This window comes from Mesorhizobium sp. 2RAF45, from assembly GCF_052115225.1.
GTDB classification, from domain to species: domain Bacteria; phylum Pseudomonadota; class Alphaproteobacteria; order Rhizobiales; family Rhizobiaceae; genus Mesorhizobium; species Mesorhizobium jarvisii.
In genome coordinates this window covers 150,297-171,965 of record NZ_JBFRGG010000006.1, presented here as the reverse complement: position 1 = coordinate 171,965, position 21,669 = coordinate 150,297, and the positions used below count along the sequence as shown (strand labels likewise).

Annotated in this window: 21 protein-coding genes, 1 tRNA gene and 1 pseudogene; 13 read left to right on the top strand and 10 right to left on the bottom strand. The window is 63.7% G+C overall.

Translation table 11 applies throughout. The annotated features are described in order from the left end of the window. Positions 1-9 precede the first annotated feature (9 nt). From AB4Z43_RS18495 to AB4Z43_RS18485, 3 genes are all read left to right on the top strand, one after another. On the top strand, positions 10-354 hold the full coding sequence (locus AB4Z43_RS18495; protein WP_038645446.1) for a VOC family protein: 345 nt from the start codon (positions 10-12) through the stop codon (positions 352-354). Positions 355-482: 128 nt separating this feature from the next. After that, positions 483-557, top strand: a tRNA-Gln gene (locus AB4Z43_RS18490). Positions 558-669: 112 nt separating this feature from the next. Then, positions 670-1,038, top strand: coding sequence for a hypothetical protein (locus tag AB4Z43_RS18485; RefSeq protein WP_441938745.1), 369 nt, complete (start codon positions 670-672; stop codon positions 1,036-1,038). A gap of 49 nt (positions 1,039-1,087) precedes the next feature. Here AB4Z43_RS18485 and smc read toward each other — a convergent pair whose 3' ends face one another. From smc to AB4Z43_RS18470, 3 genes are all read right to left on the bottom strand, one after another. After that, positions 1,088-4,546 (bottom strand): chromosome segregation protein SMC, encoded by a 3,459-nt coding sequence (smc, locus tag AB4Z43_RS18480; RefSeq protein ID WP_441938675.1) that lies wholly within the window; start codon positions 4,544-4,546, stop codon positions 1,088-1,090. Positions 4,547-4,663: 117 nt separating this feature from the next. Beyond that, positions 4,664-5,407 (bottom strand): DsbA family protein, encoded by a 744-nt coding sequence (locus AB4Z43_RS18475; protein WP_027046623.1) that lies wholly within the window; start codon positions 5,405-5,407, stop codon positions 4,664-4,666. Between the two features lie 154 nt (positions 5,408-5,561). Beyond that, positions 5,562-6,071, bottom strand: coding sequence for a DUF721 domain-containing protein (locus AB4Z43_RS18470; protein ID WP_019857012.1), 510 nt, complete (start codon positions 6,069-6,071; stop codon positions 5,562-5,564). 55 nt (positions 6,072-6,126) lie between these two features. On the opposite strand from AB4Z43_RS18470, the gene mutY reads away from it, so the two are divergent. Next, a complete protein-coding gene (mutY, locus tag AB4Z43_RS18465; protein WP_441938674.1) occupies positions 6,127-7,260 on the top strand; it encodes an A/G-specific adenine glycosylase in 1,134 nt (377 codons plus the stop codon). Between the two features lie 10 nt (positions 7,261-7,270). Continuing rightward, positions 7,271-7,909, top strand: a complete 639-nt coding sequence (locus AB4Z43_RS18460; protein ID WP_019857010.1) for an HAD family hydrolase — start codon at positions 7,271-7,273, stop codon at positions 7,907-7,909. Positions 7,910-7,949: 40 nt separating this feature from the next. On the opposite strand, the gene AB4Z43_RS18455 is transcribed toward AB4Z43_RS18460, so the two are convergent. Next, positions 7,950-9,083, bottom strand: a complete 1,134-nt coding sequence (locus AB4Z43_RS18455) for a site-specific DNA-methyltransferase (RefSeq protein WP_019857009.1) — start codon at positions 9,081-9,083, stop codon at positions 7,950-7,952. A gap of 176 nt (positions 9,084-9,259) precedes the next feature. Between AB4Z43_RS18455 and AB4Z43_RS18450 the strand changes: the two genes are divergently transcribed. Beyond that, positions 9,260-9,949: an HAD family hydrolase gene (locus AB4Z43_RS18450; RefSeq protein ID WP_441938673.1), complete on the top strand. Its 690-nt coding sequence runs from the start codon at positions 9,260-9,262 to the stop codon at positions 9,947-9,949. A 53-nt stretch (positions 9,950-10,002) separates the two neighbouring features. Here the strand turns inward: AB4Z43_RS18450 and AB4Z43_RS18445 are convergent, their stop codons facing one another. Continuing rightward, the gene (locus AB4Z43_RS18445; RefSeq protein ID WP_027046620.1) at positions 10,003-10,728 is read right to left on the bottom strand and encodes a hypothetical protein; all 726 of its coding nucleotides are present in this window, start codon (positions 10,726-10,728) and stop codon (positions 10,003-10,005) included. A gap of 129 nt (positions 10,729-10,857) precedes the next feature. Here AB4Z43_RS18445 and thrC point away from each other — a divergent pair, with 129 nt between their 5' ends. From thrC to AB4Z43_RS18425, 4 genes are read left to right on the top strand one after another with little or no spacing between them, the layout of a single operon-like run. Then, the gene (gene thrC, locus AB4Z43_RS18440) at positions 10,858-12,255 is read left to right on the top strand and encodes a threonine synthase (RefSeq protein WP_019857007.1); all 1,398 of its coding nucleotides are present in this window, start codon (positions 10,858-10,860) and stop codon (positions 12,253-12,255) included. Positions 12,256-12,269: 14 nt separating this feature from the next. Next, entirely contained in the window at positions 12,270-13,562 is a 1,293-nt protein-coding gene (locus tag AB4Z43_RS18435) for a M16 family metallopeptidase (RefSeq protein ID WP_038645432.1), read from the top strand. A 14-nt stretch (positions 13,563-13,576) separates the two neighbouring features. Further along, positions 13,577-14,173: a GNAT family N-acetyltransferase gene (locus tag AB4Z43_RS18430; protein WP_010914906.1), complete on the top strand. Its 597-nt coding sequence runs from the start codon at positions 13,577-13,579 to the stop codon at positions 14,171-14,173. A gap of 3 nt (positions 14,174-14,176) precedes the next feature. Beyond that, positions 14,177-17,065, top strand: coding sequence for an EAL domain-containing protein (locus tag AB4Z43_RS18425; RefSeq protein WP_019857005.1), 2,889 nt, complete (start codon positions 14,177-14,179; stop codon positions 17,063-17,065). Between the two features lie 21 nt (positions 17,066-17,086). Here the strand turns inward: AB4Z43_RS18425 and AB4Z43_RS18420 are convergent, their stop codons facing one another. Further along, positions 17,087-17,695, bottom strand: a complete 609-nt coding sequence (locus AB4Z43_RS18420; RefSeq protein WP_027046619.1) for a YqgE/AlgH family protein — start codon at positions 17,693-17,695, stop codon at positions 17,087-17,089. Positions 17,696-17,866: 171 nt separating this feature from the next. Here AB4Z43_RS18420 and AB4Z43_RS18415 point away from each other — a divergent pair, with 171 nt between their 5' ends. The 3 genes from AB4Z43_RS18415 (at position 17,867) to AB4Z43_RS18405 (ending at position 19,815) form a co-directional block, all read left to right on the top strand. Then, a complete protein-coding gene (locus AB4Z43_RS18415) occupies positions 17,867-18,673 on the top strand; it encodes a protein-disulfide reductase DsbD domain-containing protein (protein WP_019857003.1) in 807 nt (268 codons plus the stop codon). An 87-nt stretch (positions 18,674-18,760) separates the two neighbouring features. After that, on the top strand, positions 18,761-19,243 hold the full coding sequence (locus tag AB4Z43_RS18410; protein ID WP_038645430.1) for a peroxiredoxin: 483 nt from the start codon (positions 18,761-18,763) through the stop codon (positions 19,241-19,243). 95 nt (positions 19,244-19,338) lie between these two features. After that, complete coding sequence (locus tag AB4Z43_RS18405) at positions 19,339-19,815, top strand: DUF2938 domain-containing protein (RefSeq protein ID WP_064983017.1); 477 nt, start codon at positions 19,339-19,341, stop codon at positions 19,813-19,815. 8 nt (positions 19,816-19,823) lie between these two features. Here AB4Z43_RS18405 and AB4Z43_RS18400 read toward each other — a convergent pair. The 4 genes and pseudogenes from AB4Z43_RS18400 to rnhA form a co-directional block, all read right to left on the bottom strand. Continuing rightward, positions 19,824-20,128: pseudogene (locus AB4Z43_RS18400) on the bottom strand (type II toxin-antitoxin system RelE/ParE family toxin). Beyond that, entirely contained in the window at positions 20,118-20,399 is a 282-nt protein-coding gene (locus AB4Z43_RS18395) for a ribbon-helix-helix domain-containing protein (RefSeq protein ID WP_441938672.1), read from the bottom strand. Before AB4Z43_RS18395 ends, AB4Z43_RS18400 begins: the two are co-directional and overlap by 11 nt. Positions 20,400-20,509: 110 nt before the next feature. Then, on the bottom strand, positions 20,510-21,088 hold the full coding sequence (locus AB4Z43_RS18390; protein ID WP_441938671.1) for a histidine phosphatase family protein: 579 nt from the start codon (positions 21,086-21,088) through the stop codon (positions 20,510-20,512). Positions 21,089-21,128: 40 nt separating this feature from the next. Continuing rightward, the gene (gene rnhA, locus AB4Z43_RS18385; RefSeq protein WP_441938670.1) at positions 21,129-21,662 is read right to left on the bottom strand and encodes a ribonuclease HI; all 534 of its coding nucleotides are present in this window, start codon (positions 21,660-21,662) and stop codon (positions 21,129-21,131) included. Positions 21,663-21,669: the final 7 nt, after the last annotated feature.

Genomic DNA, 21,669 nt, shown 5'->3' with positions numbered 1-21,669 from the left:
AGGTGCCCCATGAAACTGACCGGAAAGCTCGACTATCTGGAAATGCCGGCGACCGGCGGCACGCTGGACCGGTTGAAGGCTTTCTACAGTGCCGCCTTTGCCTGGTCGTTCACCGACTACGGGCCGACCTATTCGGCCTTTGCCGAGGGTCTGGATGGCGGTTTTCAGGCGGATACCGCGGAAGCACCTGCCCAGCCACTGCCAGTGCTCTATAGCGACGACCTCGAGGAAACCCTCGGCGCCGTCGAAAGTGCAGGCGGCACGATCATCAAGCCGATCTTCCCGTTTCCCGGCGGCCGGCGCTTCCACTTCGTCGATCCGGCCGGCAACGAGCTGGCTGTCTGGGGCAAATAGCCTTCCCGAATGGGATCCGGTGGCATTTGTGGATTGCTCGATTTGGGCGTTCCTGCCATCGCTCATAACCATTGTGCTTTTCGGCTGCTCTGCTAATAACGCGCCGCACAAGCGACTCTGACGGCTATTGGGGCGTCGCCAAGTGGTAAGGCATCGGTTTTTGGTACCGACATTCCCAGGTTCGAATCCTGGCGCCCCAGCCATCCCATTGCCACCGGATGGTTGCGCCGAGGCCTGATCCGTGCTTGGCCTGGATCGTCCTGCGGCTCAAGGCCTCGGACCGATGTCAGCTCTCTTCGAAGATTGTTGGAGCAGATGAACTTTTGTTCGGTGGCCATATCGACCGCCTTTATCGTCACGCTCGTTGCGGTTCTGGTCCTCGCACTGCTGCCAGTGCCCGAGCTTCAGGAATTCGGGTTCGATATCGGTTTCGAAAATGACAGGGTCAATCACGCCAGCGCATTCGCCACCCTGGCTGCTCTTGGAGCTCTTGGCTGGCCCAGGCGCATAGTCACGCTGGTCATTTTCCTGGCGCTGGTCGGGGCCGCCATCGAAGTCCTTCAGGGCACGACGCTGATAGACCGCGATCTCGACATGTTCGACTGGGTTGCCGATTGCATCGGCATTGCGGGCGGCCTCGTGGTCGCGCTGTGTGTAAATTGGGTCATGCACCGCAAAGGCTGATAGCCAACCGCACCCTGCTCTGCTGGCCGGAGCCGCCAATCCGAACGCTTCAGCTCGCCTCGCGCATCGCCTCGGCGGCCTGAAGGTCGACCGAAACGAGCTGGCTGACGCCCTGCTCGGCCATGGTCACGCCAAACAGCCGGTCCATGCGTGCCATGGTGATCGGATTGTGGGTGATGATGACGAAGCGCGTCTCGGTGGTCTTGGCCATCTCGTCCATGAGATTGCAGAAGCGCTCGACATTGTGATCGTCGAGCGGCGCGTCGACTTCGTCGAGCACGCAGATCGGCGCCGGGTTGGTCAGGAAGACGGCGAAGATCAGCGACATCGCCGTCAGCGCCTGCTCGCCACCGGACAGCAGCGTCATGGTCTGCGGCTTCTTGCCGGGCGGGCGGGCAAGGATTTCAAGCCCTGCCTCGAGCGGATCGTCGGACTCGATCAGCTGCAATTCCGCCGTGCCGCCGCCGAACAGATGCGAGAACAGCCGCTGGAAGTGGCTGTTGACCACATCGAAGGCGGCGAGCAGCCGCTCGCGGCCTTCGCGGTTGAGGCTCTGGATCGCCTGCCGCAGCTTGCGGATCGCCTCGATGATATCCTCGCGCTCGGTAACGATCGCTTCGAGCCGGTCGGAGAGCTCCTTCTGTTCTTCCTCGGCGCGCAGATTGACGGCGCCGAGCCGTTCGCGCTCGATCTTCAATCGGTCAAGCTGGCGTTCTATCTCGGCCATTTCGGGGATCGGGTCGTCGGCTTCCAGGCCGGTATGGCGGATGACCAGATGCGGCGGCGTGTTCAGCGTTTCCTGGATACGCGCCTCGACCTCGAGCCGGCGCTCGTCGGCCGCCGTCAGCCTTTCCTCGGCGCGGGCACGGGTCTCACGCGCCTCGGCCAGCGACTGGATGGCCGATGTGGCTCCCTTGTCCAGTTCGGCCTGCCGGTTTTCCGCTTCCTGCAGCCGGTCGGCGGCCGCCTTGCGCAAGGTCTCGGCCTCGGTGAGCTGCGACAGCAGCGCGCGCCGCTTGGCATCGATCTCATCGGGCGCATCGGCCAGCCGTTCGCGCTCGGCCTCGGCCTCGGCCTTGCGCTCGCCGAGCGAGGCAATCTGGGTCGAGGCGTTTTCGGCGCGTACCAGCCAGTTGCTGCGCTCGGCACCGATGGCATCGAGCCGGCGCGTCCGCGCCTCGGCCTCGCGCCGCAGCCCTTCATGGACGGCCCGCGCGTCGGCAAGCGTGGCGCGGTCGCGGGAGACAGTGGCCGAGGACTGTTCAAGCTGCAATTGCAGGTCGCCGAGATCGGGCGCGTCCTGCAGCAGCATTTCGGCCTCGACGAAGGCCGCCGAGGTTTCCTCATGGCTGTCGACGATGCGCGCGCGCGCCTCATCGAGTGCCGCGCGCCGGCTCGCCAGCTCGCCGCCGGCCTTTTCGGCCTCGGCCAGCGCATTGCGGGCCGCATCCAGCCGGTGCTGAGCGTCGCGTCCAGCCTGGCGCGTGTTGCGTTCGGCCTCGCTTGCCTGGCGAAGCGCCTGCTCGGCCCGTGCTAGCGCCTCCTCAGCCTGGCGCAGCACAAGTGTCGCTTGCACTGCTTCGGCATCAAGTTCGGCAAGCCGGTTCTTCTGCGCCAGCCTTTGTGCGGCGGCCGTCGGCGCATCGGCGCTGGCGGTCAGGCCGTCCCAGCGCCAGAGCGCGCCTTCACGGCTGACCAGTCTCTGGCCGGGCGCAAGCAGCGCCTGGAGCCGGCGGCCGTCAGCGGCCTCGACGATGCCGACCTGCGCCAGGCGGCGGGCAAGCTGCGCCGGGGCGCGAACCACGCTGGCCAGGCTCTTGATGCCTTCCGGCAGTGCCGCGTCGCCCGGCTGGATCTGGCTTTCGCCCCAATGCGCCGGCGCGCTGCGGTCGAGCGGCACGTCGAGGTCTTCGCCAAGGGCAGCACCCAGCGCCGTCTCGAAGCCGCGCTCGACACTGATTTGCTCCAGTACCGAAGGGAAGAGATCGCCACTGGCGGCATTGAGGATCTTGGCCAGCGTGCGTGCTTCGGTCTCGATCCGCGCCAGTTCGGCCCTGGCGTCCTGAAGCGGCGGGCGGGCAGCGCTTTCGGCGGCTCGAGCATCGATGACCGATTGTTCGGCCTGCGCCACGGCGGCTTCGGATTCTTCCAGCAGCGCCATGGCCTGTTCGACCAGCACGCGCTTTTCGGCCGGATCCGGCAGGCCGGCGACCTTGGAGAGGATATCCGACAATTCGCGGTCGACCTCGGCGAGCTGGCGGGCGAAGCGGTCGCGGCGCTCGGCCGTTTCGCGCAGCGTGCGCTCGATCTGATGGCGCGAAGCGGCGGCCTCGGCCCGTTCGGCGGTCAGCGCGGCAAGCCTGGCTTCGCTTTGCGCCAGCGTCGATGCCGCCTGTTCGAAAGCCGCGCGGGTGGTGGCCTCGCGCTCCGCGGCGCCGGCGTTCTCGGAATTCAGCGTGGCTTCTTCGGTGCGCAGCCGTTCGAGGACATCGGCATTGTCGCGCACCATCCGCTCCTCGCGAGCGATGTCGCCGTCGAGCTGCTGCAGGCGGCGCTCGATTTCGGCCTGGCGGTTGCGAATGCGGCCGGCTTCCTCCTCTATCTGCGACCTGGCGATCGACAGGCGCTGGAAGGCGGCGGCAGCGGCGGCTTCCGCGTCGCGCAGATCGGGCAGGCGATGAGCGCTGATGCCCTGCTCCTTGGCCGCGTTCATCTGCGCGGCGGCGCGGTCGCCGACCAGTGCCGTGGCAACAGCCAGCGCGGAACGTGCCTCGCCTTCCTGTGTCTTGGCGAGCGTCCAGCGCAGATGCAGCAATGTCGCTTCGGCCTTGCGGATATCGGCCGACAGGTTCTTGAAGCGCGAGGCCTGGCGCGCCTGGCGCTTCAGGCTTTCGATCTGGCTTTCCAATTCGCCGACGACGTCGTCCAGGCGTTCCAAATTCTGTTCGGCCGCCTTCAGCCGCAGTTCCGCCTCGTGGCGGCGGGTGTGCAGGCCGGAAATGCCGGCGGCCTCTTCGAGCAGCGCGCGGCGCGCCTGCGGCTTGGCCTGGATCAGTTCACCGATGCGGCCCTGCCCGACCATCGACGGCGAGCGCGCGCCAGTCGACTGATCAGCGAACAGAAGCTGCACATCCTTGGCGCGCGCTTCCTTGCCATTGATGCGGTAGAGCGAGCCGGCCTCGCGCTCGATGCGGCGCGACACCTGCAACTCGTCGGCATCGTTGAACGCAGCGGGCGCCGAACGATCACTGTTGTCGAGGAAAAGCGTGACTTCGGCGGTGTTGCGGGCGGGCCGCGTGCCTGAACCGGAAAAGATGACGTCGTCCATGCCGGACGCGCGCATGTTTTTGTAGGAGCTTTCGCCCATCACCCAGCGCAACGCCTCGACAAGGTTCGACTTGCCGCAGCCGTTCGGCCCGACAATACCCGTGAGGCCGCGTTCGATGACGAACTCGCCGGGCTCGACGAAGGACTTGAAACCGAGGAGGCGAAGGCGCGAAAACTTCATTCGCGCCGCCCCGCAAGCGGGTTCCTCAAAAGTGTTCCGCGGTTTTGCGAATAGAGCCCGCGACAAGGCAAATGGATGGGCACGCCGAAGCGCTGCCGCTTCAGCGCTGCGCGAGCGTCAGAGCAGAGGGTCGATGATGGCCGACATTTCCTCAATCGACATCGCCCCTTTGTAGGTCTTACCGTTGATGAAGAAGGTCGGTGTCGAGTCGACCTTGAATTCATTGGCGCCGCGCTTCTGGACCGATCTCACATCGTCCAGAAGTTTCTGGTCCGTCAAGCAGGCCTCGAAGGACTCCTGTGTAAAACCGGCGAGCTTCGAGATTTGCAGCAGCGCATCCTTGGTGTTCGACACGCCAACCCAGTTCGCCTGCTGCCTGAACAGCACGTCCACCATCGGGAAATAGTTGTCCTTGGCGCAGCGCGCCAGCATGAAACCGGCTTCCGCGCTCGGGTCGAACGGGAATTCGCGCAGGATATAGCGTGCCTTGCCGGTGTCGATGTACTTCGTCTTCAGGTCCGGGAAGGTGGTTTCGGCGAAATGCGCGCAATGCGGGCAGGTCATCGAGGCGTATTCGACGATGGTGACCTTGGCGTCATCCTTGCCGAGCTGCTTGTCAGGCAGCGCGCCCGGCTTCAACAGTTCTGCCATATCGACATTGCCCTGGGATTCGGGAACCTTGGCGGCAGCCGGCGTGGCGGGCTTTGCGGGAGCGGCCGGATCCGCGGGCTTCACATCCGCCGCCTTGGCCTGCTCGCCGGAGTCGCTGCAGGCGGCAAGCAGGGCCACCGCCGGAATGGCGGCCAGCGAAGACAGGACGTTTCTGCGAGACAGACTTTTGCCGAACGGAGGACGGTTCATACGAATCACCTGACAAGGGTTGAATTTTGCAATGCAAAGGCACGAAAAGGCGAGAGTTGGCGCGAATTAAGGCATCTCCATCCCCAATCCAATCGTGAAACCTGACAAAGGCGATCACGAATGCGAGATGTTGACGACAAATCCATGACTGTCTTCAAGGGGTTTTTGACTTCCTTTCACCCAAAATGGTTGCGCCAAGCCTTTCCAGCGAGGCGCGCAGCCCGTCATCCTCGATCAGTTCGACCGTACTGGACAGTCTGGTCTGCTCCGCCGCCGTCAACGGCCTGAAGGTCGGTTTAGGCCGTCCCTTGTCCGTCGTCACCGGTTTTTGCACGATCCTGATGCGGCCTATTGCCGTAAAGCCGAGGAAAGCGTTGACCCGGTTGATGATCTCGCCGGTCTCGTGCTGCAGATGAAGTGCTGCCATGCCTTCACAGGCAATGACCAATACCGCCGGCTCGAACGGATCGTCCTCATGCAGGCGGCGTGGCCATTGAATTTTTTCAGGCCGCGAGCGGCTGGCCAGGCGCGGCCCGGCGATCTCTTCCCAGGACTGGACGAGACCAATCGAGATGCCTGCCCGTTTGCGCAGCACCGGGTCGAGGATTTTGGTGGCAAGATCGCTCACCGGAACGGGATTGCCGTAGGGCGTTCTCCCTGCCATGTACGTTCTCCAGCCGCGACCCCAGCAGATTACCGGCAAGGCCAATACACGATCAATGGCACCAGCAGACCAGACCCGCAAGACCCAGGCACGCAAAGCCCAGACACGCAAGGCAATGCCGGACGATACCGCGTCGCGCCTGCTCGCCTGGTACGACGTGCATCATCGCGAGCTGCCGTGGCGGGTGAGCCCGCGCGAGCATGCACGCGGCGTGCGGCCCGATCCCTACCGCATCTGGCTGTCCGAAGTCATGCTGCAGCAGACCACAGTCGAGGCGGTGAAATCCTATTTTCGAGCCTTTGTCGAGAAATGGCCCGATGTCGAGGCACTGGCCGCGGCGCCGACCGAGGACGTGATGAAGGCCTGGGCGGGGCTCGGCTATTACTCCCGCGCCCGCAACCTCAAGGCCTGCGCCGATCTGGTGGCGGCACGCGGCGGCCGGTTTCCCGACACCGAGGCCGGTTTGAGAGACCTGCCCGGCATCGGCGCCTACACTTCGGCGGCGATCACGGCGATCGCTTTCGACCGCCCCGCTGCCGTGGTCGACGGCAATGTCGAACGCGTCATATCGAGGGTGTTTTCGATCACCACGCCGCTCAGCGAAGCCAAGACCGAGATACGCGCCCATGTCGAGGCCATGGTGCCGGCGGCGAGGCCGGGCGATTTCGCCCAGGCGATGATGGATCTCGGCGCCACGATCTGCACCCCGCGCCGGCCGCGCTGCATGCTGTGCCCGCTGCGCGAGAGCTGTAGTGCCGTCGTTTCGGGCGACCCTGAAAACTTCCCGGTGCGGCTGCCCAAAGCCGACAAGCCGCAGCGACGCGGTGCTGCTTTCGTCGCCATGCGCGAGGACGGGGCCATACTTCTGCGAAAACGGCCGGACAAAGGTCTGCTCGGCGGCATGACCGAGGTGCCGACAACGGGCTGGACCGCGCGGGTGGACGGAGCCACCACGCAGGCGGCGGCGCCCTTTCCCGGCGACTGGCGGCGCGCCGGGACAATCACGCATGTCTTCACCCATTTCGCGCTCGAGCTCGAAGTCTTTCACGCCCACATCAAAGGTGCTGCGCCGGCAGGGCATTTCTGGTCGCACGCCCACGAGATTTCCGAAGAGGCCCTGCCCACTGTCATGAAAAAGGCAATCGAGGCTGCGATACCCGGCGCGACGAAAAAGCAACGCCCGCATTGAAAGAGGCTTCATGACCGAGATTCGCCACATCGTTTTCGACATCGGCCGCGTGCTGATCCACTACGATCCAGACATTCCGTTCAGCCGCCTCATCCCCGATGCCGAAGAGAGAAAGTGGTTCTTCGACAATATCTGCACGCATGACTGGAACATCGAGCAGGATCGCGGCCGGAGCTGGGAAGAGGCCGAGGCGCTGCTGATTGCGGACTATCCCGACCATGCGGAAAACATCCGCAATTTCCGCCGCCACTGGCACGACATGGTGCCGCATGCCTATGACGACAGCGTCGCCATCATGCTTGGCCTGATCGAGAGCGGCCATGATGTGACCATGCTGACCAACTTCGCCTCCGACACTCTGGCGGAAGCCCGCGAACGCTTCGATTTCCTCAATCGGCCACGCGGCGTGACCATCTCCGGCGAGATCGGCAAGATCAAGCCGGATCGTGACATTTATGACCATCACGTGGCTGCGTTCGGGCTCGAACCCTCGGCGACGCTGTTCATCGACGACAGCCCGAAGAATGTCGACGGCGCCAAGGCCGCGGGCTGGCAAGCCGTGCTGTTCACCGATGCCAGGACGCTTCAAGCAGATCTTGAACGCTTGGGAATCAAGGCGCGATCTGAATCGCTTGCGGCGATGCGCTGAGATTTTGATTCAACGCAATACGCGATAATTCGGCAGGGGGTCAGCCCCCTGCCCGCTCCATGCCGAGACGGGCGATGCGGCGCAGTTCGTCGATCGGGGTCAGCCCGCCGCTGCGCTCATAATGCCAGAAGGTCCAGCCATTGCAGGCGTCCAGCCCCTGCACTTCGGCGCCGATCTTGTGGATCGAGCCGGCGCTGTCGCCGATCGCCACCGTGCCGTCGGCGCGCACCTTGGCCGCCCAGCGCTTCTTGGCGTCGTACAGCGTGACGCCCGGCTGCATCAGCCCGGTGTCGAGAAGGCTGACGAAGGCGACGCGCGGCTCGGCGCGCTTGCCGGTTAACACCGTCAGATCAGCATCCTCCAGCGGCCGCACCGCATCGATACGCTCGTTGGCGGCGTCGATATAGGCCTGCTCGCGCTCAATGCCGACGAAATGGCGACCAAGACGCTTGGCGACCGCACCTGTCGTGCCGGAGCCGAAGAAGGGGTCGAGCACGATGTCGCCGGGCTTGGTCGAGGCCATCATGATGCGGGCGAGCAGCGCTTCCGGCTTCTGCGTCGGGTGCAGCTTGTCGCCATTGTCGTTCTTCAGCCGCTCGCCGCCGGTGCAGATCGGGAACAGCCAGTCGGAGCGCATCTGGATGTCGTCGTTGGACGCCTTCAGCGCCTCGTAGTTGAACGTATAGCCCTTGCCCTTCTGGTCCCGGGAAGCCCAGATCATCGTCTCATGCGCGTTCTGAAAACGGCGGCCACGGAAATTCGGCATCGGATTGGTCTTGCGCCAGACCACGTCGTTGAGGATCCAGAAGCCCAGATCCTGCATCTTGGCGCCGACCCGGAAGATGTTGTGATAGGAGCCGATGACCCAGATGGTGCCGTTGGGCTTCAGCACGCGGCGCGCCGCCAAAAGCCAGGCGCGGGTGAAGGCGTCATAGGCCTCAAAATTCTCGAACTGGTCCCAATGATCGTCGACCGCGTCAACCTTGGACTGGTCGGGCCGGTGCAGATCGCCGTCGAGCTGCAGATTGTAGGGCGGATCGGCGAAGATGACGTCGATCGACTTTTCGGGCAGGCGGTCGAGAGCCGCGACGCAGTCGCCCTTGAGGATCGTGTCCAGCCATTCGGATTGCTGGGGAGCGTGGGACAACTCGTGGAGAAGACGCACGGCAGACATTTTTACACCCAAGGCACGCGTTACTGTTTACTCCCCGTTATGGTTACCGATCAGCGTAAATATTCGGTGAAGGCCGGCGCGATCGCCTGCCAGGTTTGCGAAGGCCGGGCCATTGGTGTATGCCGCGCCGCCTGAGGCCTTCCTGGCCGCTTCATCCTTTCTTTGTCCGGATCACCATGCCCCAGCCAGACCTTGTCATCTTCGATTGCGACGGCGTGCTCGTCGATTCCGAAATCATCGCCGCGCGGGTCGAGGCCGAGCTGATAACGCTCGCCGGATATGAAATCTCGGCCGAGGAGATTGCCGAAAGCTATGCGGGCCTGACGTTCAAGGACATACTGATGCGGATCGAGGAGAAGTCCAAGATTCCGTTCCAGGCGTCGCTGATCGACCGCGCCGAAGAGCTCGTCGACCGCAAACTGCGCAGCGATGTGCGTGCCATCGAGGGCGTGCGCGAGGCGGTCGCCTCGGTCACGGCGCAACGCTGCATCTGCTCCAACTCACGCTCGGAGCGGATAGAATTCATGCTGGAGAAAGTGCATCTGCTGACCTTCTTCGCCGGCCGCATCTTCTCGGCACTGGAAATACCGAGCAAAAAGACCAAACCCGCGCCGGACGTGTTCCTGTTCGCGGCGGAAAGACTCGGCGCGAACCCAGCCAACACTTTCGTCATCGAGGATTCCGTGCACGGCGTCGCCGGCGCCAAGGCAGCCGGCATGCGGGTGATCGGCTTCACCGGCGCCAGCCACAGCTACCCTGGCCATGCCGACGCGCTGACCGAGGCCGGCGCCGAAACGGTGATCCGCCGCTGGGCAGAGCTGAAAAGCGTGATCGCGGCGCTTGCGGAATGGTCGGCCGACGCCTGAGCACCGTGCGCCGCCACGCACGTTGCCCTTAAAGTATCAGGACTAGACCCCGACTAGTTTGTCGCCGCGGCCCTCTTCCTGTGGGTCTTCTTCGGCTTGTCCGTCGCCTTCGGCGCGGTTTCGTCATAGCCGGCATAGACCTGATAATCCTGCGCCGTCGGTGCCGGCACGACGACATTGGAATCGGTGAAGACGAACTGGGTGGCGACCGACGGATCGGTGACCTGGACCTGGTACTGGTGAATCTGCGAATAGAGCACGTCGGTGCCGTGCATCACCGCGGTGCGGATCGGCATGGTGATGGTGCCGGGCGTAAACTTCGCTCCCGGCACGATCTTGCCGGCAACCGCTATCTTCATCGTCAGCTGTCCGTCGGCACGGCTGCAATCGCGGGTCACGTCGGAAATCGACGCCTGGTAAATGATCCTCGCGGAATCATCAGGCGGTGTGGCAGCGGCGGCGTCAGCCGCGGCCTGCGCCGCGGCATCCGCGGCGGCGTCGCCGGTCTTCTTGAGCTTCGGCTTGGCCTTCTTGACCTCGTTGGCATAGGTGTTGAAAAAGGCCGTGCCGTCGCGCACCGTCACCCGCGGGCAATAGGCGTTCAGCTGGCTGGCCAGAATCTTGGGATCCTGCGGAGGCGGAGGCGCCGTCGGGTCCTTCTTGCCGAAACCGAGGTTAAGGATGCCATTGTCGCCCGATTGGCAGCCGGCGGCGGCGAGCATAAAGCCGGTGAGCGCAAGACCCGCCAAAAAGCGGCCACTTGATGTACGAAACGCCATGAAACTGCACTTCCCTCTCGTAAAGCTGGTGACGTATATCAACGGCGCGGCAAAAATGCGACTGGAGCCGGCACAGAAATTAACCACCTTGTGGTGAACGGAAAAGCCAAGCGGCAACGGGACTGAGATATGCAATATGTGAGTACGCGCGGGGAAGCACCCGCGCTTGGATTTTCCGATGCCGTGCTGGCGGGGCTGGCACGCGATGGCGGGCTTTACGTGCCGCGCGAGTGGCCGCAGTTTTCAGCTTCCGATATCCGTGCCATGCGTGGCCTTGCCTATCCCGATCTCGCGATCCGCGTGCTGTCGCCGTTCCTTGGCGGCGAAATTCCGGCGCCGGTCTTCGAGCGCCTGGTGCGCGAAGCCTATGCCACGTTCCGTCACGAGGCGGTCTGCCCGCTTGTCCAGACCGGCCCCAACACGTTTGTCCTCGAACTCTTCCATGGGCCGACGCTGGCATTCAAGGATGTGGCGATGCAGCTGCTCGCCCGGCTGATGGACCATGTGCTTGCCGAACGCGACCAGCATGCCACCATCGTCGGCGCCACGTCAGGCGACACCGGCGGCGCGGCGATCGACGCCTTTGCCGGGCGCAGCCGCACCGACATCTTCATCCTGTTCCCGCATGGCCGCGTTTCGCCGGTGCAGCAGCGGCAGATGACGACGTCGAAGGCGGAAAACGTCCATGCGCTAGCGATCGAAGGCAATTTCGACGACTGCCAGGGGCTGCTCAAGGACATGTTCAACGACCACGCCTTCCGCGACCGGGTGGCGCTGTCGGGGGTCAATTCGATCAACTGGGCGCGCATCATGGCCCAGATCGTCTACTATTTCTCCTCGGCCCTGTCGCTCGGCGCGCCGGACAGACCGGTGTCGTTCACCGTCCCGACCGGCAATTTCGGCGATATCTTCGCCGGCTATGCCGCCAAGAAAATGGGCCTGCCGATCGAACGGCTGGTCATCGCCACCAACGACAACGACATATTGGCGCGCACTTTCGCCACCGGCGAGTACCGCACCAAGGGTGTCTTTGCGACCACTTCGCCTTCGATGGACATCCAGGTTTCGTCGAATTTCGAACGCCTGCTGTTCGAAGCCTCCAACCGCGACGCGGCGACCGTGCGACGCTACATGGACGGCCTGAAGCAGTCCGGCGCCTTCACCATTGAAGCCCGTGAAATCAATGGGATGCGGTCGGAGTTCGACGCCGGCCGCGCCACCATGGACGAGGTCGCCGCCACCATCCGTTCGACGCTCGCGGCCAGCAATTACCTGCTCGACCCGCACACGGCGGCAGCCGTGCATGTCGCGGCTGGCAAGGCGGCAAGCGCCGTGCCGATGGTGGTGCTGGGCACAGCGCACCCGGCCAAATTTCCGGCCGCCGTCGAGGCCGCCAGCGGCGTCTCGCCGGCCCTGCCCGCATGGCTAGGCGGATTGATGACATTTGAGGAAAAATACACGGTACTTCCATCCGACCTGAAAATGGTGGAAGATTACGTCAGCCGCCGCGCGCGGGCGGCGCGTTAGGGAGTACGAACCATATGGGTGTTGAGGTAAGCCGTCTGTCGAACGGCCTGACAGTCGCCACCGAAACCCTTCCAAGTATCGAATCGGTTGCCTTGGGTGCCTGGGTCAAGTCCGGTGCCCGCAATGAACGTGACGAAGAGCATGGCATGGCCCATCTGCTCGAGCACATGGCGTTCAAGGGCACGAAGCGACGGACGGCCTTCGAAATCGCATCGGAAATCGAGGATGTCGGCGGCGAGATCAATGCCGCCACCAGTGTCGAGACCACATCCTACTACGCCAGGGTGCTCAGCGACGACGTGCCGCTGGCCGTCGACATCCTCGCCGACATCCTGCAGGAGTCCGAATTCGACCCGCAGGAACTCGAGCGCGAGCAGCACGTCATCCTGCAGGAGATCGGCGCCGCCCACGATACGCCAGACGATATCGTCTTCGACCGTTTCACCGAGACGGCCTTTCGCCACCAGACCATCGGCCGCTCGATCCTGGGCACGCCGGAAACCGTCAAATCCTTCACCTCCAAGCAGCTGCACGATTTCATCGAACGCCAATATGGCGCCGAACGGATGGTGATCGTGGCTGCCGGCGACATCAAGCACGACAATTTCGTGCGCGAGGTGGAGAAGCAGCTCGGCGGCTTCCGCAGCAAGGCCGACAGCACCATCCCGCAATATGCGCAATATGTCGGCGGCGATTTCCGCGAGGACCGCGACCTGATGGACGCGCAGATCGTGCTGGGCTTCGAAGGCCGCGCCTATCACGTGCGCGATTTCTATGCCTCGCAGGTGCTGTCGATGATCCTCGGCGGCGGCATGTCGTCGCGCCTGTTCCAGGAAGTCCGCGAGAAACGCGGCCTGTGTTATTCGGTCTATGCCTTCCACTGGGGCTTTTCCGACACCGGCATTTTCGGCGTCCACGCCGCGACGGGCCAGAGCGACATCGCCGAACTCGTGCCTGTCATCATCGACGAGCTGCAGAAGGCCGGCGAGAACATCCTGCAGGAAGAACTCGACCGCGCGCGCGCGCAGTATCGCGCAGGGCTGATCATGTCCGCCGAAAGCCCGGCCAGCCGCGCCTCGCAGATCGCAAGGCAACTGCTTTTATTCGGCAGGCCGATCGCCAAGGAGGAATTGATGGAGCGCCTGTCGGCGCTGACGGTGGGGCGGCTGACAGACCTGTCGTCGCGGATGTTCTCAACCAAACCGACGCTCACCGCTGTCGGGCCCGTGGGTACGCTGGCACCATATGAGGCGATCCTCGATTCGCTTCCGGGCACGCAGACCACGGCCCGCAGGCTCGCCGTCTAAGTCCCCCAAGCGCCGTGTTCGCGCTCCCTTTCTTTCGCCGTGACCTGCCGGCGCTGAAGGGCAATCTCGTCACGTTGCGCGTGCCATACACCAATGACTATCGGGAATGGTCGACGCTGCGCGGCGAAAGCCGCGCCTTCCTGGAGCCGTGGGAGCCGCGCTGGACCCCCGATGAACTCGACCGCACGGCATGGCGCCTGCGCATCAGCCGCTACCGCGAAGATTATGCGCAGGGAACCGCGATCGCCTTCTTCATCTTCGAGAAGTCGAGCGGCAAGCTGGCCGGCGGCATCACGCTCGGCAACATACGCCACGGTGTCTCGCAAAGCGGCCATGTCGGCTACTGGATCGGCGAGCGCTTCGGCGGCCGCGGCCTGATGACCGACGCGGTCAAGGTCGTGGCCCGGTTCGCCTTCGATACGCTGAGGTTGCACCGGATCGAAGCCGCCTGTATTCCCGACAACATTCGATCGATCCGCGTGCTTGAAAAAGCCGGATTCCGGCGCGAAGGACTGTTAAGATCTTATCTCAGGATCAACGGCATCTGGCAGGACCATTACCTCTACGCCCGGATCGCGGACGATCCGCTGGACGCAGGAACGAAGGACTGATTTTTGACGAATTTCCTGCGAAACGGGCCGCTGTTCGCCTTTGTCCTCGCGGCAATCCTGACGCTGTGCGCGGCTTCGTCGGCCTTTGCCGTCGAACCGATCAAGATTGCCCGCGACGACGTCGCGCTCGACCTGTCGCGCGCCTTCGAGATCTACCGCAACCAGGGTGAGAACTTCCAGGTATCGACCGCGCCCGGGCCTGACGGCATCGTGCGGCGCATCGAGGTCGAGGCCAATGACGCGCGTTCGACCGGCGACTGGGCGGTGTTTGCGCTGGCCAACACCACCGACCAGCAGCTCGACAGGCTGATCGTGGCGCCGCATTTCCGGCTGGTCAATTCCGGCATCTTCTGGCCCGATCTCGGCGCAACCCGCATTGCAGCGATCACGCCCAGCGAGGGCTTCGCGCTCGACCGCCAGACCAGCCCTGACGCCGATGTGTTCCGGGTGACGCTGAACCCGGGAACGGTGATCACCTTCATCGCCGAACTCGCCTCGCCCAAGCTGCCGCAGGTCTATCTGTGGGAGCCGGAAGCCTACAAGGACTCGGTCAACTCCTACACGCTGTTTCGCGGCATCGTCATCGGCATTGCGGGCCTTCTGGCGCTGTTCCTGACCATCCTTTTCGTGGTCAAGGGGACCTCGATGTTCCCGGCAACCGCGGCCCTTGCCTGGGCGGTGCTTGCCTATATCTGCGTCGATTTCGGTTTCCTCAACAAGGTCATCGAAATCTCGCCCGGCAACGAGCAGATGTGGCGAGCTGGAACGGAGGTGGCGCTTGCGGCGACCTTTGTGGTCTTCCTGTTCGCCTATCTCAACCTCAACCGCTGGCACGGTCACTTCAGCTATGGCGCGCTGGTCTGGATCCTCGGGCTGGTGCTGATTGCAGGCGTGGCCATCGTCGATCCGGCGGTCGCCGCAGGCATCGCCCGCATCTCCTTTGCCGCCACCGCATTGACCGGGCTCGGCCTGATCATCTTCCTCGGAATTCGTGGTTATGACCGCGCCATCATGCTGGTGCCCAGTTGGGTCATGGTGCTGTTGTGGCTATGCGGGTCGTGGATGGCGATCACCGGCATGCTCGACAATGACATCGCCCAGCCGGCGCTCGGCGGCGGGCTGATCCTGATCATCCTGTTGATCGGCTTCACCGTCATGCAGCATGCCTTCGCCGGCGGCGCGCTGCATCAGGGGCTGTTCTCCGACCTCGAACGCCAGGCGCTGGCGGTGGCCGGGTCGGGCGACACGGTGTGGGACTGGGACGTTCTGCGCGACCGCGTCGTCACCAAGCCTGATGTCAGCATCCAGCTCGGCCTGGCGCCCAACAGCCTTGGTGGTGCCGCGCGCAACTGGCTGCCGGTGCTGCATGCCGACGACCGCGACACGTTCCGCACGACGCTCGACGTGGTGCTGGAGCACCGGCGCGGCCGGGTGGCGCAGAATTTCCGCCTGCGCGGCGCCGACGGGCACTATCATTGGTTCGCCTTGCGGGCGCGGCCGGTCATAGGATCGGACGGCGAAGTCATCCGCTGCGTCGGCACCATGGTCGACGTCACCGAGCAGAAGAAGTCCGAGGAGCGGCTGCTGCACGATGCCGTGCACGACAATTTGACCGGCCTGCCGAACCGCGAACTGTTCATGAACCGGCTGGAAGCGATCATCTCGATCGCCCGCACCGAAGAGAAGGTGCGTCCGACAGTCTTCGTCATCGACATAGACCGCTTCAAGCAGGTCAATGACGGGCTCGGCATCTCGGCCGGCGACACCATCCTGCTGACCATCGCTCGGCGCCTGCACCGGCTGTTGAAGCCGAAGGATTCGCTGTCGCGCTTTGCCGGCGACCAGTTCGCGCTGATGCTTTTGTCCGAACAGGACCCCGCCCGCATCGCCGGCGTGGCGGACGCCATCAAGCATGCGATCAACAACCCGATCACCTTCGCCAAGCGCGAGATCGTGCTGACCGCCTCGATCGGCCTGATCACCTGGACCTCGGCGCAGACTTCGGCCGAGGACATGGTCAAGGACGCCGAACTTGCCATGCATCAGGCCAAGCGTTTCGGCGGCGACAGGATCGAGCCGTTCCGCCCGGCTTTCCGCACCGTCGGCACCGACCGGCTGCAGTTCGAATCCGATTTGCGGCGCGCCATCGAGCGGCGCGAATTCACCCTTGCCTACCAGCCGATCGTGCGGCTGGAGGACGGCAGCGTCGCCGGCTTCGAGGCCTTGCTGCGCTGGGACCATCCGCGCCGCGGCATGATTCCGCCGGCGGATTTCATTCCGGTCGCCGAAAGCTGCGGGCTGATCGTGCAGCTCGGGCTGTTCGCCATGCAGCAGGCGGCCGAGGACCTGGCCGGATGGCAAAAGCAGATCGGCGACGCGCCGCTGTCGGTCTCGGTCAATCTGTCCAGCCGCCAGCTCATCCGCCGCGACCTGGTCAGCGATGTCCGCTCGGTCATCGCGCGGGCCAATCTGAAGCCGCGCTGCTTCCGGCTCGAGCTCACCGAGTCCCTGGTGATGGACAATCCCGAGCAGACCGCCCATGTGCTGACCAAGCTGAAACAGCTCGGCATCGGCCTGTCGCTGGACGATTTCGGCACCGGCTATTCATCGCTCGCCTATTTGACGCGTTTCCCGTTCGACACGATCAAGATCGACAAGAGTTTCGTCGATGACAGCACGCCGAAGCGCGCTGTGCTGCTCAAATCCATGGTCAACATGGCGCATGAACTCGGCCTGTCGGTGGTCGCCGAGGGCATCTCGGACGAACGCGATGCGCTGGAATTGCGCCAGATGGGTTGCGAATATGTGCAGAGCTTCATGTTCGGCGCGCCGATGCCGGGCGACCAGGTGCTGAAGACGTTGAAGGAGCAGTATCCGCTGACGCAGGCTTAGAGGCTGCGTTAGCGTGACAGGTCAGGCGTGTCCGGCAGCCAGGCTGAGATGCGCCAGATCGATACCGATCGAGGCGAGGATGCGATCGTATTTGCGCTCGATGTCCGCGTCGAAGAGAAGTTCGGGACTGGCCGGACAGGTCAGCCAGCCATTCTCGGCGATCTCGGTTTCCAGTTGGCCGGCGCCCCATCCGGAATAGCCGAGCGCCATCAGCGCGTGACGCGGGCCGCGGCCCGACGATATAGCGCGCAATATATCGACCGTCGCGGTCAGGCAGATATCGTCGGAAACGGTCAGCGACGATTCCACGCGGTAGTCGCCCGAATGCAGGACGAAGCCTCGGCTGCGATCGACAGGCCCGCCATTGCGCACGACGAAATCGCGCGCCTGCGCCGGCAGGCGGATCGCTTCCTGCTCGTTCATGATGCCGAGCTGCACCAACAGATCCGGAAACAGCATCTGCTGTGTCTGGTTGATGATCAGGCCCATCGCGCCTTCATCGCTGTGGGCGCAGATGTAGATGACCGAGCGCGTGAAACGGTCGTCCTTCATGCCGGGCATGGCAATCAGGAACTGATCGTCGAGAAAGCCGCGTCCAGCAGCCGTCTTTTTGTGGCGCAACAAATCCATGACAGGGAGGGTACCGTGTTTCCCCGGCGCCGAAAAGATGCGCCGCGCCGKATTCGACCAAAGCCCATGGCGCCAGGCCGCCATGGCTTGCCACCAGGGGTCACGCAAATATGATGCCGGCAGGGCCATGAAATCATTGCACCGCCACGAACGGACGATCAAATCACCGCCATGCAAAGCTTGAAAATCCTGTTGCTCGGCGCCGCCATCGGATCGGCGAGCGTTCTCCCCGCCTCGGCCTCCTCGTCCGCCTGGTACAACAGCGAAGGCGGCAAGGTGCGGCTGGTGACATCAGGCAAAGCCGACGAGGCCGGCCGCATCCAGGGCGTTCTCGACATCGCGCTCAAGCCGGGCTGGAAGACCTATTGGCGTGATCCGGGCGACGCCGGTGTGCCGCCGCAGCTCGATGTTTCGGCCAGCACCAATATTGCCGACGCCACACTCTCGTTTCCGGCACCCCAACGTCACGACGATGGTTATGGCAAATGGGCAGGCTACAACTATCCGGTTTCGCTGCCGGTGGTGTTCAAATTATCGGCAGCGAAGGATTCGGCCGTCATCGACGCCGACGTCTTCCTCGGCATTTGCGAAACGATCTGCATACCGGTGCAGACGCGGCTGACGGTCGACCCTGGTTCCGACCCCGACAATGCAGACGATGCAGCCCTGGTGAAGGCAAGTTTCGCGGCATTGCCGGCGCCCGCGAGATCGGATTTCGGCATCAATGTCCTGCCGGGCGATCACGAGACGCTGGTTGTCGAGGCGAATTTTCCCGGTGACCCCGACGCGGCGGATTTCTTCGTCGCCGGCGAGCGGGATTACATGTTCGGCGCCCCTTCCCGCAGCGAAAAGGACGGCAAGCTGATCTTCACCGTGCCGATCCTCGACCGCCCCTCGGCAACGCCAACGGATGGCGGACTTCACTACACGCTGACGAGTTCGGCGGGCGCCGTCGAAGGGCTGCTGCCTTTCCCTTGATCCAGCTTGCCCGAACGGTTGCAGGACGCCGCCGAGTTCGCTACGCAAGCATGCATCCTTCTTTCCCATTCCCCAAGCGAGGAACTCATGACCATTTCCGTCGGCGACAAGCTGCCCGAGGTAACCTTCAAGACGATGACCGACGACGGCGCCAAGACGATCACCTCAGCCGAGATTTTCCCGGGCAAGAAAGTGGTCCTGTTCGGTGTTCCCGGCGCCTTCACGCCGACCTGCAGCAACAACCACCTGCCCGGCTATCTCGAAAACCATGACGCGATCCTGGCACGCGGCGTCGACACCATCGCCGTCGTTTCGGTCAACGACGTCCATGTCATGGGCGCCTGGGCGCGCTTCACCGGCGGTGAGGGCAAGATCCTGTTCCTCGCCGACGGCAGCGGCGATTTCGCCAAGGCGGTCGGCCTCGACAACGACCTTTCCGCCGCCGGCATGGGCCTGCGCTCGAAGCGGTTTTCGATGATCGTCGACGACGGTAAGGTCACCGCGATCAATGTCGAGACCAAGCCGGGTGTCGACGAGTCCGGCGCGGCTCATATTCTCGGGCAGCTCTAGGCGTCAACGGTCGCGTCGGGCGAAGCCGCAGGGCTGACCTCGCCCGACGACCGCTTGCACCCCAGAACTGCCGGCTTTCGGGGGGGATCCCAACGATGTTCGACGTCTTCTGGCGCGCTGTCGTGATCGGCATCGGCGCCACGGTGCTGATGGATCTCTGGGCCATCCTGCTCCATAAGGCATTTGGCCAGCCACGGCCGAACTGGGGACCGGTCGGTCGCTGGGTCTGGCATCTCACCGACAAGGTCTTTCACGATGATATCGGCGACGCGGCACCCTACGCGCACGAAGTGGCGCTGGGCTGGGCGTTTCACTATTTCGTCGGCATCGTCTACGGCATCATCCTGGTCGTGCTGGCAGGGACCGGCTGGCTTGCCGCGCCGACCTTCCTGCCGGCCTTCATCCTCGGCATCGTCACCGTCGGCGCCGGCTGGTTCCTGTTGGCGCCCGGCATGGGTGCCGGATGGGCAGCCTCGAGGCGGCCCAATCCGATGCGGATCCGGGCGCTGAACCTGGTGGCGCACACGGTCTTCGCGCTCGGGCTTTGGGGCACGGCGCTGCTGATACGCTAGCTAGACAGCTAGAACAGACGGTTCAGATCCCGCCGCCCGTCCACCACACGGACAACCCACTCGACAGGGCCGTCGTCGGTGTGGGAATCGTTTCGTAGAGCAGTACAAACGGCGCCTCCACCAGCATTCGTGCGGAAGGGCTGATGTCCGGTCGCCTAACACCCATGCGCGGCTGGTCTGCCAGTTGCATGGCCCGCGCTTCCAACCGATCATAGTAGCGATCGGCCGCCCGTATGTTTTCGCTGCCTATCGTCACGTAGATGTCGATGAGGTCCGCCCTGGCTGCGGGTGACCAAACCAGCCTAACGGCCATTCGACGAGGCTTCCATCAGCTTTCGCCGGGCTTCCTTCCGCAACGCGTCGAAATCCACAGGCTCCGGTAGGCCGCTTGCCTTGCCTTCATCCCACAGTTGCCTCAGCCGGCGAATATCGTCATGCCGCAATTCGCGCTTGGCCTGCCAATCCCGCACCGCTTCACGCACAATCTCGCTAGCGGTGGCATACTCGCCGGCTTCCACGGCCTCTCGCATGGCAGCTGCCTGTTGCGGCGTCACAGCCACGCTCATTTTTTCCACGTTTGCCATGCTGAGTCCTTATGGCATTGCTCTATGGTAGGAAATTTTACTCCCATCCATGTCCTTGAGCAACCGCGACGGTGCCTGAAAGAGACTGTCCTAGCCCTATGCGTACTTGGTCAAGGTAGCCTGTCGATCGGCCGCCACCCATGGATGACGCGGCGGGCGCCGATATCGTAGGTAAAATAGCAGCCGCCGCCGGCCGGTTGGTCCGCCTCGCGGCTGATCTCCCGCCCGTTAAGCGACAGCAACAGGAGCGTTCCAACGCCTCCATGGCCCACAAAAGCAATGTCATCAGCGTCGTTGCCGTCGAGTACGACTGCGACCTCGCTCACGATACGGTGCTGAGCATCGATGGCCCGCTCCCACCCGCGAATGCTTTCGTGCGGGTTGGCGAAGAACTGGTCGGCGACTGCTTCGAACTCCGGCGGCGGCAGGAAGCCGGTCGCGGACCGGTCATTCTCATGCATCCGCTCCCTGACCTCGACCGCAAGGCGGAGATGACTTGCCAGGATTTCGGCCGTTTCTATTGCCTTGCGTTCGCCCGACGACACGATGCGCCGGATTGCACCGACCCATGGCTGATCGAGCATGGCAACAGCTCTCGCCCGCCCGACGCCGGACCGCCCCCATTCCGGCACGGGAATGGCGGCATCGATCTCAACCTGGGGATGCGTGACATAGTAGAGGATCGGCACGATCGAGGTTCCTGCCTGAAAGTGGACCGGCCGCCGGAACTCAATAGCTTTGGGTCGAACGACGCGCTTTCGTGGCCACCGGCTGCTTGGGCTGGGCATCCGACTTCGGCGCTGATACCGCCGGCTTGAAAGAGCCCTTCTTGAACGGCGCCATGCCTTCCCGCGCGAGCTCGTCGGCGCGCTCGTTCTCGGTGTGGCCGGCATGGCCCTTCACCCAGTTCCAGGTGACCTTGTGGCGTCGGTTGGCTTCATCCAGCGCCTGCCACAGCTCGCCGTTCTTGACCGGCTTCTTGTCGGCGGTCTTCCAGCCGTTCTTCTTCCAGCCATGGATCCATTTGGAAATGCCGTCCATGACATATTTGCTGTCGGTGTGAAGCTCGACCGTGCAGGGCTCCTTCAGCGCATTCAGCGCCGATATGGCCGCCAGCAACTCCATGCGGTTGTTGGTCGTTTCGGCCTCGCCACCGGAAAGCTCCTTGGTGGTGCCGTTGAAGCGCAGGATGGCACCCCAGCCGCCAGGGCCGGGATTGCCCGAACAGGCGCCGTCGGTGAAGATTTCAACCTGTTTGCTCATGATACCC